Below are 14,828 nucleotides of genomic sequence, written 5' to 3'. Positions count from 1 at the left end.
ATTTTTATAACTGAGGACCGGCCTCAACTAATCTTTTACCTTCTTCATTATCGGTATACTGAACGAAGTTCTTTACAAATAACTGTCCCAGATTAGTCGCTTTCTCCAACCACTCCTTCTCGTCAGTATAGGTCTTTCTTGGATCTAATATAGAGGTATGCACACCTTCCAATGCCGTAGGCACATTCAGGTTGAATACAGGGATTAGTGTAGTTTCAGCATTTTCTATAGAACCGTCAAGGATCCTGTCAATGATCGCACGGGTATCTTTAATAGAAATTCTTTTCCCGGTACCATTCCAGCCCGTATTAACCATATAAGCTGTTGCGTTGTGCTCTTCCATCTTTTTCACTAACTCCTGACCGTATTGGGTAGGATGCAGGGATAAAAATGCTTTTCCAAAACAAGCAGAGAAAGTAGGTTCCGGCTGTGTTACACCACGCTCCGTTCCCGCCAGTTTTGCTGTAAATCCGGAAAGGAAGAAATATTTTGTCTGCTCCGGCGTCAATTTGGAAACTGGAGGCATTACTCCAAAGGCGTCAGCCGTAAGGAAAATCACCTTATTGGCATGCCCGGCTTTTGAAACGGGTTTTACAATATTCTGAATGTGATCTATCGGATAAGAAACACGTGTGTTTTGTGTTACAGAGCCATCTTTAAAATCAATTTTTCCATTTGCATCAACAGTTACATTTTCCAATAATGCATCTCTTCTGATGGCATTAAAAATATCCGGCTCATTTTCTGGGCTCAGGTCAATGGTTTTCGCATAACAACCTCCTTCGAAGTTGAATACGCCATCATTATCCCATCCGTGCTCATCATCCCCAATCAATTCGCGTTTTGGATCTGTAGACAACGTCGTTTTTCCTGTTCCCGAAAGACCAAAGAAAATAGCTACATCACCGTCTTTTCCTTTATTCGCAGAACAGTGCATCGAAGCGATTCCCTGTAGGGGAAGGTAATAATTCATCATAGAGAATAATCCCTTTTTCATTTCACCACCGTACCAGGTACCACCAATAAGCTGGATTTTCTCGGTAAGGTTGAAAGCAATATATACTTCACTATTCAATCCGTGAGCAGCATAGTCTTTGAATTCTGTTTTAGAACCATTCATCACTACAAAATCCGGCTCGCCATAGTTTTCCAACTCTTCTTCTGTCGGGCGAATGAACATGTTTTTAACAAAATGTGCCTGCCAGGCCACTTCCATGATAAAACGCACTTTAAGACGAGTATCTTCATTGGCACCACAAAAACTATCCACAACATATAACTTCTTGCCCGAAAGCTGTTGTACTGTTGTTTCTTTTAAAGCATCCCAGGTATTTTGTGTAATGGGCTTATTATCATTTACCGCTTTATCAGAAGTCCACCAGATGGTATCTTTTGTCACTTCATCTTTAACGATATATTTATCTTTAGGTGAACGTCCGGTGAAATCACCTGTCATCACGTTTACAGCACCAAGTTCTGTCAGGAAGCCTTTTTCAAAGCCCTCAAGACCCGGATCCAACTCCTCATTGTATAATAAATCGTACGATGGATTATAAATAATTTCCTTCACATCTGTAATACCGTACTTTTCCAACGAAATCGATTTCGTAAATTGAGCGTAATTGTCCATAGAATTAGAATTGTGTTGTGTTTATTATTTTGCAAAAGTAAAAATAAATTTCACGTTATAATCAATTTATGAAAAATTTACGCATTTTTCCGTATTATGTTCAAGAACAAAACTCCCCATGCCATAATTAATAAGAATCCTCCAATAGGCGTAATTGGCCCTAAGACTTTCAATTCTATACCCATAAGTCGATCTGTCGCCAAAAGATAGATGGATCCTGAAAATAAAATTACACCTGCAGTAGTGAGCCAAAACATTGTTTTTTTAGCCTTATCGGTCACTAAAGCGGTTGTCCCGACAAAAAGTAAAAAGAGCGCATGATAGACCTGATAACGGACACCGGTTTCAAATGTGACCAATTCTTCTACAGTTAATACTTTTTTCAGGGCATGCGCTCCAAAAGCACCCAAAATTATTGCTGTCAATCCGAGTACGGCTGCTGTAGCAATTACTTTTTTTTCCATGATAATGTGATTTAGTGATGGTAAAATTCAATCCTGATCCAAAAACTAACACTACCTGACTTTCGAAATCCTGATTATTTTTTTTGAAATAAATGCACGAAAAAAAAATGTATCAAAAATAGTACGGAATCCCATTACTGGTAAGGCTAAATCGCGAATTAGAATTCGTTTTCACAAAGGTACTCTTAAAATTTTAAGACAATTGTCTTGCGATTTATTTTTTATAAATATAACAAATCCATACTTTCGTGTTAGAATTAAAAATTCAACCTTAATGAGACATATCTTAATAATCGGGGCGGGAAGATCTGCATCCTCCCTGATTCAGTATCTTTTAAACAAATCGGAACAGGAAAATATCCATCTTACCATAGGTGATTTATCCATAGAACTGGCTCGTAAAAAAACACAAAACCACAAAAATGCAACAGCCATTGAGCTGGATATCCATAACAGCGAACAACGGAACCGTGAAATTCAAAAAGCGGATATTGTAATCTCAATGCTTCCTGCATTTTTACACCTTGAAGTTGCCAAAGACTGCCTGTTACACAAAAAACACTTAGTGACTGCCTCTTATATCAGCGATGCCATGCAGGCACTGGATGAAGAAGTTAAGAAAAACAATTTGGTCTTTATGAATGAAATCGGGCTGGATCCCGGTATCGACCACATGAGCGCCATGAAAGTAATTGATGAAATCCGAGAGCAGGGTGGCAAGATGATTTTATTCGAATCATTTTGTGGTGGCCTGGTAGCCCCGGAATCGGATACTAACTTATGGAATTACAAATTCACTTGGAATCCTCGAAATGTGGTATTGGCCGGACAGGGCGGTGCCGCTAAATTCATCCAGGAAGGCACTTATAAATACATCCCGTATAATAAACTATTCCGCAGGACTGAATTTCTTGACGTAGAAGGATACGGGAAATTTGAAGCCTACGCCAATCGGGATTCCCTAAAATACCGTAGCGTTTATGGCTTAGATGATGTGCTAACATTATACCGTGGAACCATACGCAAAGTAGGATATTCCAAAGCCTGGAATATGTTTGTCCAATTAGGGATGACGGATGATAGCTATGCCATGGAAAATACCGAAACCATGAGCTACCGTGATTTTACCAATGCATTTCTCCCCTATCACCCAACTGATTCGGTTGAATTAAAACTCCGCCATATCCTAAAAATCGACCAGGATGACATCAAATGGGAAAAATTGCTGGAACTGGACCTCTTCAACCCTAAAAAAATTGTTGGCCTTAAAAACGCCACACCTGCTCAGATCCTTGAAAAAATATTATCCGATAGCTGGTCTTTAGAAGAGCATGATAAGGACATGATCGTCATGTATCATAAGTTTGGCTATGAAGTGAATGGGCAAAAAAAACAAATTGACTCCAAAATGGTATGCATTGGTGATGACCAGACCTATACCGCTATGGCAAAAACGGTAGGCCTTCCGGTAGCTATTGCTACGCTGCAAATTTTAAACGGGAATATCAAAACACCAGGAGTACAGTTACCACTCAATAAAGAAGTATATCTTCCGATTCTACAGGAATTGGAATCCTTTGGCGTTGTTTTTAATGAAAAACAGGTCACTTATATGGGCTATAACCCTAATAATGTGGCAAGCTAATTGCATCCCGAGCTTATCAAAAAAGACCTCTTCTGCGGAATATGGTCTTTTTTTGTTTTTGGCTTACAATTAAAACAAAAAATGTATTTTTGATTCTAAATCATTACTTATGAAAATCAATTCGTTCCAGATTGAAATCGATGGTATCGATAAAGAAATCCTACGTGCCTTAATGGAAGATGCGCGCAAGCCTATTCTGCAAATTGCTAATACAATCGGCATTTCGGGGGCAGCCATCCACCAGCGCTTGCGCAAACTGGAACAATCGGGTGTGATTTCAGCTTCAAAACTCATTGTGAATACCAAAATATTAGGCTATAGCACAATGTCATTTGTTGGCATTTACCTCGACAAAGCCTCCAGTAATTCCGAAGCCGTAAAAGAACTGAAGAAAATCCCGGAAGTATTGGAATGCCATTACACTACCGGAAACTGGTCCATATTGATTAAAATCATCTGCCGTGACAATGAGCACCTGATGCAATTGCTCAACTCCAAGATCCAGGCTATTGCGGGGGTTTCCAGAACCGAAACATTTATTTCCCTCGACCAGCAAATCGATCGACAGATCCAGTTATAACAAAAAATCCGCCTCTTTCGAAGCGGATTTTTTTTTGTTATTTCTTTGGGCTTAGTTTCTGGAACCTCCAAATACGCGGAAGCCCCAATACAGCAGCGATGCTAATGCACCGATTGCCGCTACAAGATAGGTTCTTGCTGCCCATTTCAGGGAGTCTTCTGCTCCGGCGTATTCCTGTTGTGTGAGCATGTTTTTGGATTTCAGCCAGGCAAGGGCGCGGTGGCTGGCATCATACTCTACCGGAAGGGTCACCAAACTGAAAGCGGTGGCTACCGCCATCATGATCAATCCAATTACAGCTACATAAAATCCAATGCCCAATCCCGATGCTGCGCCTAAGATCAGGCCTCCAATTACCAGCCATTGTGACATTCCGGAAGCCACATTCACAACCGGAACCATCTTGGATCGCAATTGCAGCATGCTGTATGCCGTAGCATGTTGCACCGCGTGCCCACATTCGTGAGCCGCTACTGCCGCAGCCGCAGCGTTACGCTCATTATAAACTGCTTCACTAAGGTTTACCGTTTTATCTGCCGGATTATAATGGTCAGTCAGCCTACCAGGGGTAGAAATCACGCGTACATCATAAATTCCGTTATCATTAAGCATCTTCTGTGCAATTTCTGCACCACTCATGCCATTTCGTAAATGCACTCTGGAATAGAATTCAAATTTGCTTTTCAGCTTTGAACTCACTGCAAAACTGACTAAAGCAATGGCCCCGATTAAAACATAATATAGTATCATTTGCTTTTATATTTTTGGTTATTATTGGTTTAGAATCAAAAACCCCGCCAAAGGGGCGGGGTTCTAAAGTATCTGAAAGTTTGTCAGTGTGTTGGCATTTAGCCTACCAGGTTAATAATTTTACCAGGCACAATAATTACTTTATTTGGCGTCCTGCCTTCCAGCTGCCTGATCGTTCTTTCGTCAGCCATTACTATTTTTTCAATTTCATCTTTTGTAAGATCCAATGCCAGTTCGATTGTAAAACGGGTTTTACCATTAAACGATACCGGATATTCCTTACTGCTCTCCACCAGGTATTCCGGTTTGAAAATCGGGAATGCTACCGTTGAAATACTTTGCTGATGGCCTAATTTCTCCCATAATTCTTCCGCAATATGCGGTGCATAAGGGGAAATTAATATCGCAAGTGGCTCCAGTATGGTGCGTTCGTGGCAATTCATCGCTGTTAATTCATTCACGGCAATCATAAAGGAGCTCACAGAAGTATTGAAAGAAAAGTTCTCAATATCTTCCTGTACTTTCTTGATGGTACGGTGCAATGTTTTTAGCGCTTCCGGTGTTGCAGGATTAGTGGTTACAATAAGTCCATTATCGTCAAAATACAGGCGCCATAGTTTTTTCAGGAATCCGGAAACACCGGTGATACCCGCAGTATTCCACGGTTTTGCCTGCTCCAGGGGCCCGAGGAACATTTCATACAAACGCAATGTATCCGCACCGTGTACCTCACAGATATCATCGGGCGTTACCACATTGTATTTGGATTTGGACATCTTTTCAACTTCACGGCCTACAATATATTTTTCATTCTCTTCTGTAAGGAATTCCACGGTATTGTATTCTGCTCTCCAATTCCTGAAAGCTTCCATATCCAATTCATCAGAAGCATTTACAAAAGCTACATCAGCATGAAGGGCCTGATATAAAATACTTCCATTATCGGCAGTGCTCCAGTTTGCTTCTACTAATTCTTTCTCTTCATCGTTTAAAGCTACTTTATTTTTTACCTTATCTAATAGTGCAAAAAACCTGTTTTTAGAAATCAGCTGGTTGGTATTGACCAATCGGTATACAAAGGCACTGGTTCCCAGTATCATTCCCTGATTGATCAGTTTTTTAAACGGCTCGTCCTGGGAAACGACCCCACGGTCTTTCAGGAATTTATTCCAGAAACGGGAATACAGCAAATGCCCGGTGGCATGCTCATTTCCACCGATGTACAAATCGACATTCTGCCAGTAATTTTGTGCCTCTGGAGAAACAAACTCGTCTTCATTATGGGCATCCATATAACGCAACCAGTACCAAGAACTTCCCGCCCAACCTGGCATGGTGTTCAATTCCAATGGAAATACACTCACCTGATCGATCTGGTCATTGGCTACTACTTTATTTTCGGCCACTGACCATGCCCATTCTTTTGAATTTCCTAAAGGCGGCTGTCCATCTTCAGTAGGCAGGTATTTTTCTACTTCGGGCAATACAATCGGAAGGTGTTTCACATCGATCATCTTTGGCAATCCATCCACGTAGTATACCGGGAATGGCTCTCCCCAATAGCGCTGACGGGAAAATACGGCATCACGCAATCGGTAATTTGTTTTTCCTTTCCCCTGTCCCAGTTCTTCCAATGCTTCAATCACTGCCGCGGCAGCCTTTTTGTAAGGCAAACCGTTCAGAAAATCGGAATTATCGATAACGACATTCTCTTTGGAAGAATAGGCCGCTTCGGAGATATCAGCATTTTCAAATATATTTTTAATTGGCAAACCAAAATGTTTGGCAAAGGCATAATCACGATCGTCCCCACAAGGAACGGCCATCACGGCACCAGTTCCATAACCCGCCAGTACATAATCCCCAATCCATACCGGAATTGGCTCTCTTGTAAACGGATGTTCTGCATAACCACCGGTGAAAACACCTGAAATTGTTTTTACATCGGCCATACGTTCCCGTTCGCTTCGTTTGGAAGTCGCTTCGATATAAGCGGCTACCGCTTCTTTTTGATCCGGAGTAGTGATTTTAGCCACCAAATCATGTTCGGGAGCCAAAGTCATAAAAGTAACTCCAAAAATGGTATCGGGACGGGTGGTGAATACTTCAATCGTATGATCGTTGGTATCGTCTCCTGTAATCAGGTAATCGAAAGCATTACGCTCGAACTCGGAATCTTTTACTTTAAAGGTCACCAAAGCCCCAACTGATTTTCCGATCCAATTGCGCTGACTTTCCTTGATAGATTCAGACCAATCAATAGTGGTAAGCCCCTGCAATAATCGTTCGGCATAGGCGTTGATACGCATACTCCATTGCGTCATTTTTTTACGCACTACCGGATGCCCGCCACGTTCGGAAACACCATTGATAATTTCATCATTGGCCAAAACAGTTCCCAATGCCGGGCACCAGTTCACTTCGGTTTCCGCCAGGTAGGTCATTCGGTATTTTAAAAGGATTTTCTCCTGTTCGTCAGCACTGTATGCTTTCCATTCTTCGGCAGTAAATGCTGCTATATTTTCATCGCATACTGCATTTACCTTGCTATTTCCATTTGTTTCGAATTCCGGAATTAATGTGGCAACATCTTCTGCTTTATCAGAATCGATATTGTACCAGGAATTGAACAATTGTATAAAAATCCACTGGGTCCATTTGTAATATTCAGGGCTGGAGGTACGCACTTCACGCCCCCAGTCAAAGGAGAACCCGATTTTATCCAGTTGCTCGCGGTAACGGTTGATGTTGGCTTCCGTAGTCAGGGCCGGATGCTGCCCGGTTTGGATCGCATACTGTTCTGCCGGCAGGCCAAAGCTATCATAGCCTTGCGGATGTAATACATTAAATCCCTGATGCCTTTTGAATCGGGCATAAATATCCGAAGCGATATAGCCTAATGGATGCCCCACATGGAGTCCGGCGCCAGAAGGATAAGGAAACATATCCAGAATATAGTATTTCGGCTTATCAGAATTGTTGTCGGCTTGAAATGTCTGGTTTTCGGCCCAATAGTTACGCCATTTGGCTTCGATTTCGTTCGGATTGTATTTCATTATTTTCTATTCTTTCGTTTCTATATTTTTATGTGGATTGTGCCCTATTTTTTAAGCGGTATTTTCCCGATGATTTTATTCCTGGCCGCAAATAAAGCGACTATATACAAAAAAAATCAATTCGGAAGGGCAAATTTACGTTTATTGTACGAAAGTCAAAACTTTAGCCGTTATAAACTATGTATAAAGAATATCTTTATTATTTTTACGGCACTAAAAAAGTTTTTATGGCATCATCATTCGAAAAGTTTCAGAAAAGGCGACTTATTTCTTCTTATTTCTCGGTAGTTCTGAGTATCTTTTTGGTTCTTTTCCTGTTGGGAATCTTAGGGCTGTTTGTCATCAATTCCAAGAAGTTATCCGATGACTTTAAGGAAGAGATTGCAATGTCCGTTTATTTCAAGGATGATGCGGGAGACAGTATCGTAAAGGCCTTTGGCCAGAACCTGAAAACAGCACGGTTTGTAAATACCAGCCGATTTGTATCCAAAGAAGAAGCAGCCAAACAACACAAAGATATTATCGGGGAAGATTTCATGACCTTTTTAGGGTTTAATCCACTACAGAATTCTTATGATATCTACCTGAAAGCGGATTATGTGGTAAAAGACAGCATCGTAAAAGTTGAAAGTGAATTGCGCCAGAATACGGCTATTTCCGATATCGTATATGACAAACAACTGGTGGATTTAGTCAATGATAACATTAAAAAGATCAGTTTCTGGATTTTGATTGCCAGTGGCTTCTTGGCTGTTATTGCAGTATTGCTCATTAACAGTTCTATGCGCCTTTCGATTTATTCCAACCGGTTTATCATCAAAACGATGCAGATGGTGGGTGCTACAAAATCATTCATCCGAAAACCGTTTATCTGGAGAAGCATCAAACTGGGCTTTATGGGTTCTGTACTGGCAGTAATTGCCCTTATTGGGGTGTTATATTATCTGGACACCACCTTCCCAAATCTTGAAATACTGGCCGATCAGCTGATGACCGGATTGGTACTGATTGGTGTTTTACTGCTCGGAATCTTAATTACCTGGGCCAGTACTTTTTTCGCTACCCAGCGCTTCCTCAACCTAAGAACTGACGACCTATATTAATCATACGACTGGCAACAGTTCGTTTCTCTTATTAAAAAATACAGCATGGATACTAAAGACACAACTACAGAAAAAGGCAGCTTTTTATTTGGTAAAGAAAATTATAAAATACTGTTGATTGGTATTGCCGTTATCGGTTTGGGATTTATCCTGATGTCCGGCGGTGGTTCCAATGACCCTAAGGTTTTTAGCGAGGACATCTTCAATTTCAGGAGAATCAGGCTCGCTCCTACTGTAGTTTTGATTGGTTTCGGAATTACAATTTACTCTATTTTCAAAAAACCGAAACACTAAAGAATGAGCATTTTACAGGCAATTATCCTTGCAATCATTGAAGGATTAACAGAATACCTTCCAGTTTCTTCTACCGGACACATGATTATCGCATCTTCGTTTTTTGGAATCGCACATGATGATTTCACCAAACTTTTTACTATTGTCATTCAGCTTGGGGCAATCCTCGCCGTTGTCGCTTTATATTTTAAACGCTTTTTCCAGTCCCTTGATTTTTACTTCAAGTTATTGGTCGCTTTTATTCCTGCGGTGGTCTTGGGCTTATTGCTAAGCGACTATATTGACACCTTACTGGAGAGCCCTTTAACCGTAGCCATTTCACTTGTAATTGGTGGAGTAATCCTCCTTAAGGTCGATGACTGGTTTAAAGGTTCAGAAGAAACAGAAATTACCTACCTCACCGCTTTAAAAATTGGTTTCTTCCAATGTATTGCTATGATTCCGGGAGTTTCACGAAGCGGGGCCAGTATCGTAGGGGGGATGTCCCAAAAACTATCCCGTACTACTGCTGCAGAATTTTCATTTTTCCTTGCCGTACCGACAATGTTTGGTGCTACCGCAAAAAAATGTTACGATTATTACAAACATGGCTTTGTACTTTCTTCAGAACAGATCAATATGCTGATTATTGGCAATGTGGTGGCTTTCGTAGTCGCATTGCTTGCCATTAATACATTTATAGGCTACCTGAGCAAACATGGTTTTAAAATCTTTGGCTATTACCGGATTATTGCGGGACTGGCATTACTTGCAATCCATTACTTTATCCAACCCCTTACTATCATTTAATGACAGCCGAAGACTTTCAGGACGGACAAGTCCTATTAATTGACAAACCTTTGAAATGGTCTTCCTTTCAGGCGGTTAATAAAATCAAGTGGACCCTAAAAAAACACCCCGCGCTTAAAAAAATTAAAATTGGCCATGCCGGGACTTTAGATCCATTGGCTACCGGGCTGTTGATCATTTGCACGGGGAAATTCACCAAGCGTATTACGGAACTTCAGGGTATGCCTAAGGAATATACCGGGACTATTATATTGGGCGCTACCACCCCTTCTTATGATTTAGAAACGGAAGTCAATGCTACTTTTCCAACGGATCATATCACCGAGGCACTTATCCATGAAACCATACCACAATTCCTGGGCGAAATTGACCAGAAACCGCCTATTTTCTCTGCGATTAAAAAAGATGGTGTGCGTTTGTACGAGCATGCCCGAAACGGAGAAGAAATAGAAATTGCTTTTCGGAAAACTACTATTTACGAATTTGAAATCACCCGTATTGCATTGCCAGAAATTAATTTCCGTGTTGTTTGCAGTAAAGGAACTTACATTCGATCGCTTGCTTTTGACTTTGGTACTGCCTTAGGTTCCGGAGCGCATCTTACTGCGTTACGCCGTACAAAAATCGGGGATTTTTCTGTGGAAAATGCTATCGACGTTGAGCACTATACCGATCCGATTACGGTGGCCGAATAAACATCTTATGAGAAAATATACATTCCTATTCCTGTTATTATTCTCCTGGACCGCACAATCCCAGCAGCTACCCCTTTCCGCCCTTAAAACAGGCGACCTGATTTTCCAGGATATGGATTGCGGCCCACTTTGCGATGCGATAGAAGCAGTCACTGAAGGGTATGACGGCCATGACTTTAGCCATATGGGTTTAGTCTATATCCAAAAAGATACCATATACATTATAGAGGCTGCCGGTACCAAAGTACGCCTAAATCCTCTTTCTTCTTTTTCGAAAAATACCCATAGACCCATGTATGTGGGACGACTCAAATCAAAATATCAAAAACTGATCCCAGCTGCTATTGCCTTTTCTTTACAACAAATGGGGGTTCCGTATGACGAAGAATATGTCTATGATAATGGTAAATATTATTGTTCCGAATTGATTTATGACGCATTCAAATCGGCAAATAAAAACAAACCTTTTTTCCAACTGTTCCCTATGACCTACAAAAAACCGGGAACTGATGATTTTTTTCCAGCCTGGAAAACCTATTATGAGGAAATTGGAAAAGAAATTCCAGAAGGAAAACCGGGATGCAATCCGGGTGGGATGTCTACTTCCGACAAACTCACAATTATCGCAACTCTATAAAATCAGCTCAGCGTTGAAAAACCTCCGGATAGCCTAATTGCGCCATTAACTGTATGTTGGGATAATCGTTTGGATTTATAAACGACTTTAATTCAGGAAGTGGGTCACAATAGATGATATCCAATGTAAAACGATCTATACCATACAATCCCCGGTGTATCATATTCGCTGAAAATACCAAAAGATCGGTACGGTTCAATTAGACAACCTGTCCCCGCTCCAGGGCATCATTACTCTTTTTTCCATTTAGATTATTGCGTACCTCATATTCTGTCAATGTATCCCATTGCCGATGACTTCCTGGAATCAATTCTATCCCGTTTTCTTTCCGTAAGGGAATCCGAAAGTGGATCACATCCTGTTTTTGTATCACCTGTTGCTGCTGGGCAACGTCCATTCCGGTATATTGTAGGTCACGATGCCAATAATTTTGCTGGTCCGGATTTTTGGGATCAAAAAACAATTGGGTATTGAGAAACACCGAATGTCCCAAAAAACTCGCTTTCCGTATGATGTTAATTTTAGGCTGTGCGATAAACCCAAATATTATTTCTTTCTCCTGTACAGTCCAGTAATCTGCCGAAGTAAGACTGTAGCTATTGAGCAGGCCACTATTATAATGCTGCATCTTATCCTGCAGCCAACGTTCATGAAAACAAAGTAATAAAGGTTCGATTTCCCGAATCTCACTTTCATCGAAGAAATTACGATATAGACAATAGCCTTGTTCTTTATAGTGATCCATTAATCCCGTTTACGATAGGAGTTCCAATACTTCATTTTGAGTACTCACGCCTTTATCATGGTGGTACCAGAGTTGCAATTCTGTTTTCAGGGTATCGTCAATCACACCAAATTTCTCTTTGTACTCCTGGATCAGCTGTTGTGCTCCCGCAGGCCTTGGCCCCCAGTCTGCCAGGACATCCAGTGTGGCAGCATCCAATAGGATCAGTTTGGGTATGGATTTTCCACCATTCGTCAGGAAAAGATTCATCAACGCTTCATTTTCATCCCGCAAGACAATCTTTAGGTCTATTTTATCCCCAATAGCGGCCATTTTATTTAATATGGGTACGATTTGTGCGGCATCACCACACCAGCCTTCGGTAAGGACCAGCCAGATGTATTCCCATTCCAGCCCTAAAATTTTTTCGGTATGGGCTTCGGTAACGACCATGGTTTTATCCAGGCGTTTCATGCGCGTATCATTCAATGAGCTGTAATGCACCAAGGCTTCGGATTGCTCCGGACCGGTAGCTTTGCCTTCGGCTAAAAAGGTGCTGACCAGATTACGGTATTGAATATAGTTCATGCTTTTTGCCAATGCTGCTTCGATAATTGCTTTCATAAGGTAAAATTGAACTGCAAAATTAACACATTACGATCACAGATAGCCTCTGGCATGCGGAATTAGCCGTGAAAAAAAATTAAAATCTTAAAATACAGTGTGCGCTTTACAAAATTCATACTTTTATGTTCTGTAATTTAGCACTAATGTATTTTAACACCAAATCAATCGGGTTAATTTTATCCGGCGGCGGTTCAAAAGGAATTGCACATGCCGGGGTCTTAAAATTCCTCGATGAAAAAAAGATAAAACCCACCCAGATTGCCGGTACCAGCGCCGGATCCATTGTTGGAGCCTTATATTCATGGGGCAAAAGCCCGGAAGAAATACTGGAATTCTTTAAATCCATCTATTTTTTTCATTGGAAACATTTCACCTTCTGGAAAGCAGGGCTTATTGATTCTGATTCTTTCCGCAATTATTTTGAACTGATCTTCCAGGATGCCGTACTTTCGGACCTGAGCATCACCAATCACATTACGGCGACTGATATGGTCAAGGGGAAGCTTAAAATTTTTAGCCCCACCACAAAAATCGTCGATGCTATCCTGGCTTCTTCCGCTTTTCCCGGTGTGATTTCGCCTTATGAGATCGATGGGAATTACTATAGTGATGGTGGTATCCTCAACCATTTCCCTACCGATATTCTGCAGGGACGCTGTGACACACTGATTGGCGTTTATGTCAGCCCGATTCAAAATATCGAGGCCAAACACCTGAATTCTATCAAAGCAGTCACAACACGGGCTTTCGACCTTTTGTCGGCCAACAGCAACATCCAGAAGTTCAATATTTGTGACTGGATCGTAGAACCGGAAGAACTTTCTGCCTACAGTACTTTTGAAACCAATAAAATCAAAATGCACGAAATTTTTGATATTGGCTATGCTACTGCTAAAAAATCATTTGAGGATTTGCAAACCCGCTTTAAACTGACTCTTGAGCTGGACGACTAAACCTCACCTTCCTGCGCTTATCCCTATTGGAATGGGCGAATTCAGGCCATTTTATGCTGAAAAGATATTTTTTGCCAACTATATTTTAGAAAAACAGAAATGTCTATATTTGCACATCTCAACTAAATATGAAAATGAAATACAAAAGAATTCTCCTGAAATTAAGCGGCGAAGCCTTAATGGGCGACAGACAATATGGAATTGACCCACAAAGACTTGCTGAATATGCCGACGAAATCAAGCAAATTCATGATAAAGGTGTAGAAATTGCCATTGTTATTGGCGGTGGAAATATCTTTAGGGGAGTAGCCGGAGCCAGCAATGGCATGGACAGGGTTCAGGGTGATTATATGGGAATGCTCGCAACTGTAATCAACGGCATGGCCCTTCAGGGTGCACTGGAAGACAAAGGTATGCTGACCCGCTTGCAAACTGCCCTTAAAATTGAAGCCATCGCAGAGCCGTATATCAAACGCCGGGCGGTACGCCACCTGGAAAAAGGACGGATCGTAATTTTTGGTGCCGGAACCGGTAATCCGTATTTTACCACAGATACTGCTGCTGTTCTAAGAGGTGTAGAAGTACATGCTGATGTGATCCTAAAAGGTACCCGCGTCGACGGAATTTACAATGCCGATCCGGAAAAGAATGCTGATGCCATCAAATTCGACTCCATCACTTTTGAAGATGTACTGCGAAAAGGACTAAATGTAATGGACACTACAGCGTTCACTTTAAGCCAGGAAAACAGCCTGCCTATCGTGGTTTTTGATATGAATAAAAAAGGGAACCTGCTACGAATCTGTGAAGGTGAAAATGTAGGAACCGTAGTAAATATATAGCGTATAATTTTTTGATCATCACTTTCAGGCAAGACCTGA

The 14,828-nt window shown here is 41.2% G+C and carries 15 protein-coding genes; 9 read left to right on the top strand and 6 right to left on the bottom strand.

Going from position 1 to position 14,828, the window contains the following annotated elements:
- Positions 1-4: 4 nt before the first annotated feature.
- Together pckA and FK004_RS06705 are read right to left on the bottom strand one after the other, a co-directional pair.
- Positions 5-1,630 carry a phosphoenolpyruvate carboxykinase (ATP) gene (pckA, locus tag FK004_RS06710; protein WP_108736572.1) on the bottom strand — a complete coding sequence of 542 codons (1,626 nt, stop codon included), beginning with the start codon at positions 1,628-1,630 and terminating at the stop codon, positions 5-7.
- 77 nt (positions 1,631-1,707) lie between these two features.
- Positions 1,708-2,094 (bottom strand): DUF423 domain-containing protein, encoded by a 387-nt coding sequence (locus FK004_RS06705; RefSeq protein WP_108736571.1) that lies wholly within the window; start codon positions 2,092-2,094, stop codon positions 1,708-1,710.
- Positions 2,095-2,368: 274 nt separating this feature from the next.
- On the opposite strand from FK004_RS06705, the gene FK004_RS06700 reads away from it, so the two are divergent.
- Positions 2,369-3,739 carry a saccharopine dehydrogenase family protein gene (locus tag FK004_RS06700; protein ID WP_108736570.1) on the top strand — a complete coding sequence of 457 codons (1,371 nt, stop codon included), beginning with the start codon at positions 2,369-2,371 and terminating at the stop codon, positions 3,737-3,739.
- Positions 3,740-3,848: 109 nt separating this feature from the next.
- Positions 3,849-4,319 (top strand): Lrp/AsnC family transcriptional regulator, encoded by a 471-nt coding sequence (locus tag FK004_RS06695; protein ID WP_108736569.1) that lies wholly within the window; start codon positions 3,849-3,851, stop codon positions 4,317-4,319.
- A 51-nt stretch (positions 4,320-4,370) separates the two neighbouring features.
- Here the strand turns inward: FK004_RS06695 and FK004_RS06690 are convergent, their stop codons facing one another.
- Positions 4,371-5,069, bottom strand: coding sequence for a zinc metallopeptidase (locus FK004_RS06690; RefSeq protein WP_108736568.1), 699 nt, complete (start codon positions 5,067-5,069; stop codon positions 4,371-4,373).
- A gap of 98 nt (positions 5,070-5,167) precedes the next feature.
- Complete coding sequence (locus FK004_RS06685; protein WP_108736567.1) at positions 5,168-8,125, bottom strand: leucine--tRNA ligase; 2,958 nt, start codon at positions 8,123-8,125, stop codon at positions 5,168-5,170.
- A gap of 227 nt (positions 8,126-8,352) precedes the next feature.
- On the opposite strand from FK004_RS06685, the gene FK004_RS06680 reads away from it, so the two are divergent.
- The 5 genes from FK004_RS06680 to FK004_RS06660 are packed head-to-tail and all read left to right on the top strand — an operon-like array spanning position 8,353 to position 11,643.
- A complete protein-coding gene (locus FK004_RS06680; RefSeq protein ID WP_108738776.1) occupies positions 8,353-9,228 on the top strand; it encodes a cell division protein FtsX in 876 nt (291 codons plus the stop codon).
- A 45-nt stretch (positions 9,229-9,273) separates the two neighbouring features.
- Positions 9,274-9,522: a DUF3098 domain-containing protein gene (locus FK004_RS06675; RefSeq protein ID WP_108736566.1), complete on the top strand. Its 249-nt coding sequence runs from the start codon at positions 9,274-9,276 to the stop codon at positions 9,520-9,522.
- Between the two features lie 3 nt (positions 9,523-9,525).
- Complete coding sequence (locus tag FK004_RS06670) at positions 9,526-10,311, top strand: undecaprenyl-diphosphate phosphatase (protein ID WP_108736565.1); 786 nt, start codon at positions 9,526-9,528, stop codon at positions 10,309-10,311.
- Positions 10,311-11,006 (top strand): tRNA pseudouridine(55) synthase TruB, encoded by a 696-nt coding sequence (gene truB, locus FK004_RS06665; protein WP_108736564.1) that lies wholly within the window; start codon positions 10,311-10,313, stop codon positions 11,004-11,006. Before FK004_RS06670 ends, truB begins: the two co-directional genes overlap by 1 nt.
- Positions 11,007-11,013: 7 nt before the next feature.
- Entirely contained in the window at positions 11,014-11,643 is a 630-nt protein-coding gene (locus tag FK004_RS06660; RefSeq protein WP_108736563.1) for a YiiX/YebB-like N1pC/P60 family cysteine hydrolase, read from the top strand.
- A 199-nt stretch (positions 11,644-11,842) separates the two neighbouring features.
- On the opposite strand, the gene FK004_RS06655 is transcribed toward FK004_RS06660, so the two are convergent.
- Both FK004_RS06655 and FK004_RS06650 read right to left on the bottom strand, forming a co-directional pair.
- Entirely contained in the window at positions 11,843-12,388 is a 546-nt protein-coding gene (locus tag FK004_RS06655; protein WP_227871686.1) for a phytanoyl-CoA dioxygenase family protein, read from the bottom strand.
- A 9-nt stretch (positions 12,389-12,397) separates the two neighbouring features.
- Positions 12,398-12,991, bottom strand: coding sequence for a thioredoxin family protein (locus tag FK004_RS06650; RefSeq protein WP_108736562.1), 594 nt, complete (start codon positions 12,989-12,991; stop codon positions 12,398-12,400).
- Between the two features lie 146 nt (positions 12,992-13,137).
- Between FK004_RS06650 and FK004_RS06645 the strand changes: the two genes are divergently transcribed.
- The gene (locus FK004_RS06645; RefSeq protein WP_108736561.1) at positions 13,138-13,947 is read left to right on the top strand and encodes a patatin-like phospholipase family protein; all 810 of its coding nucleotides are present in this window, start codon (positions 13,138-13,140) and stop codon (positions 13,945-13,947) included.
- A 134-nt stretch (positions 13,948-14,081) separates the two neighbouring features.
- The gene (gene pyrH / locus FK004_RS06640; RefSeq protein ID WP_108738775.1) at positions 14,082-14,789 is read left to right on the top strand and encodes a UMP kinase; all 708 of its coding nucleotides are present in this window, start codon (positions 14,082-14,084) and stop codon (positions 14,787-14,789) included.
- The last annotated feature ends 39 nt before the right edge of the window (positions 14,790-14,828 follow it).

This window comes from Flavobacterium kingsejongi, from assembly GCF_003076475.1.
In the GTDB taxonomy this organism is placed as follows: Bacteria; Bacteroidota; Bacteroidia; order Flavobacteriales; family Flavobacteriaceae; genus Flavobacterium; species Flavobacterium kingsejongi.
The sequence above is the reverse complement of the archived record's forward strand: the minus strand, read 5'-3'. Positions and strand labels throughout refer to the sequence as shown.

Excerpts from the sequence above, each read along its gene's own strand:
- FK004_RS06650 (WP_108736562.1), bottom strand. The coding sequence starts at position 12,991 with ATGAAAGCAATTATCGAAGCAGCATTGGCAAAAAGCATGAACTATATT.
- FK004_RS06685 (WP_108736567.1), bottom strand. The coding sequence starts at position 8,125 with ATGAAATACAATCCGAACGAAATCGAAGCCAAATGGCGTAACTATTGG.
- FK004_RS06700 (WP_108736570.1), top strand. The coding sequence starts at position 2,369 with ATGAGACATATCTTAATAATCGGGGCGGGAAGATCTGCATCCTCCCTG.
- FK004_RS06670 (WP_108736565.1), top strand. The coding sequence starts at position 9,526 with ATGAGCATTTTACAGGCAATTATCCTTGCAATCATTGAAGGATTAACA.
- FK004_RS06675 (WP_108736566.1), top strand. The coding sequence starts at position 9,274 with ATGGATACTAAAGACACAACTACAGAAAAAGGCAGCTTTTTATTTGGT.
- FK004_RS06660 (WP_108736563.1), top strand. The coding sequence starts at position 11,014 with ATGAGAAAATATACATTCCTATTCCTGTTATTATTCTCCTGGACCGCA.
- FK004_RS06705 (WP_108736571.1), bottom strand. The coding sequence starts at position 2,094 with ATGGAAAAAAAAGTAATTGCTACAGCAGCCGTACTCGGATTGACAGCA.
- FK004_RS06690 (WP_108736568.1), bottom strand. The coding sequence starts at position 5,069 with ATGATACTATATTATGTTTTAATCGGGGCCATTGCTTTAGTCAGTTTT.
- FK004_RS06695 (WP_108736569.1), top strand. The coding sequence starts at position 3,849 with ATGAAAATCAATTCGTTCCAGATTGAAATCGATGGTATCGATAAAGAA.
- FK004_RS06655 (WP_227871686.1), bottom strand. The coding sequence starts at position 12,388 with ATGGATCACTATAAAGAACAAGGCTATTGTCTATATCGTAATTTCTTC.
- truB (WP_108736564.1), top strand. The coding sequence starts at position 10,311 with ATGACAGCCGAAGACTTTCAGGACGGACAAGTCCTATTAATTGACAAA.
- pyrH (WP_108738775.1), top strand. The coding sequence starts at position 14,082 with ATGAAATACAAAAGAATTCTCCTGAAATTAAGCGGCGAAGCCTTAATG.
- FK004_RS06680 (WP_108738776.1), top strand. The coding sequence starts at position 8,353 with ATGGCATCATCATTCGAAAAGTTTCAGAAAAGGCGACTTATTTCTTCT.
- FK004_RS06645 (WP_108736561.1), top strand. The coding sequence starts at position 13,138 with ATGTATTTTAACACCAAATCAATCGGGTTAATTTTATCCGGCGGCGGT.
- pckA (WP_108736572.1), bottom strand. The coding sequence starts at position 1,630 with ATGGACAATTACGCTCAATTTACGAAATCGATTTCGTTGGAAAAGTAC.